This is a genomic window from Sphingobium sp. SG1 (assembly GCF_057063145.1).
Genome location: NZ_JBVVOJ010000072.1, coordinates 1 through 573, shown reverse-complemented (window position 1 = coordinate 573; position 573 = coordinate 1). Strand labels below are relative to the sequence as shown.

Genomic DNA, 573 nt, shown 5'->3' with positions numbered 1-573 from the left:
TTCATCAAGGACCGGCAGCGCGCCGGGATCGAGGCGGCGCGCGCCGAAGGCGTCTACAAAGGCCGGAAGAAAAACATCGATGACGATGAAATCCGACGCCGGATCACCGCCGGCGCGAGCAAGGCCAGCGTCGCGCGCGACCTCAAGATCTCAAGAATGACCGTCTATCGGGCGCTTGACGTCATTCCTTCAAGGATCGGGCTGCCGGAAAAGCCGCCTTCTGTCACCATCGCCCTGCATCTGACCATCGAGAACTTCAACAAGCATGGTCGTGGCAGAAAGCCCGCTCGCGAGCGCATTGAGGCGATGCTGGAGCGGGATTACCAGATGCAAAAGACCGGGAACTGCGATTACACGCTGACCGTCGCCTATGATCAGGGTGCCGATGGCGTCAGCCTCGATGATGAGATCGCATCTCTCCAGACAGAGATGTTCAACATCGCAGAGAGCTACAGGTGCTCGATCGAGACCGATGTTTACGAGATTGGAGGACAAGAGCGAGCCTGGTAGATCGCCATGTTCAATCTTTGTTCTTCAACATGGCCAAAATCGCAGCTTCGGGCCGACTGGGCC

Annotated in this window: 1 protein-coding gene; it reads left to right on the top strand. The window is 57.9% G+C overall.

Annotated features, from left to right (window positions below; translation table 11 throughout):
* On the top strand, positions 1-510 hold a 510-nt coding region (locus tag AC0KVN_RS27605), incomplete at its 5' end, for a helix-turn-helix domain-containing protein (protein ID WP_483656835.1).
* Positions 511-573 lie beyond the last annotated feature (63 nt).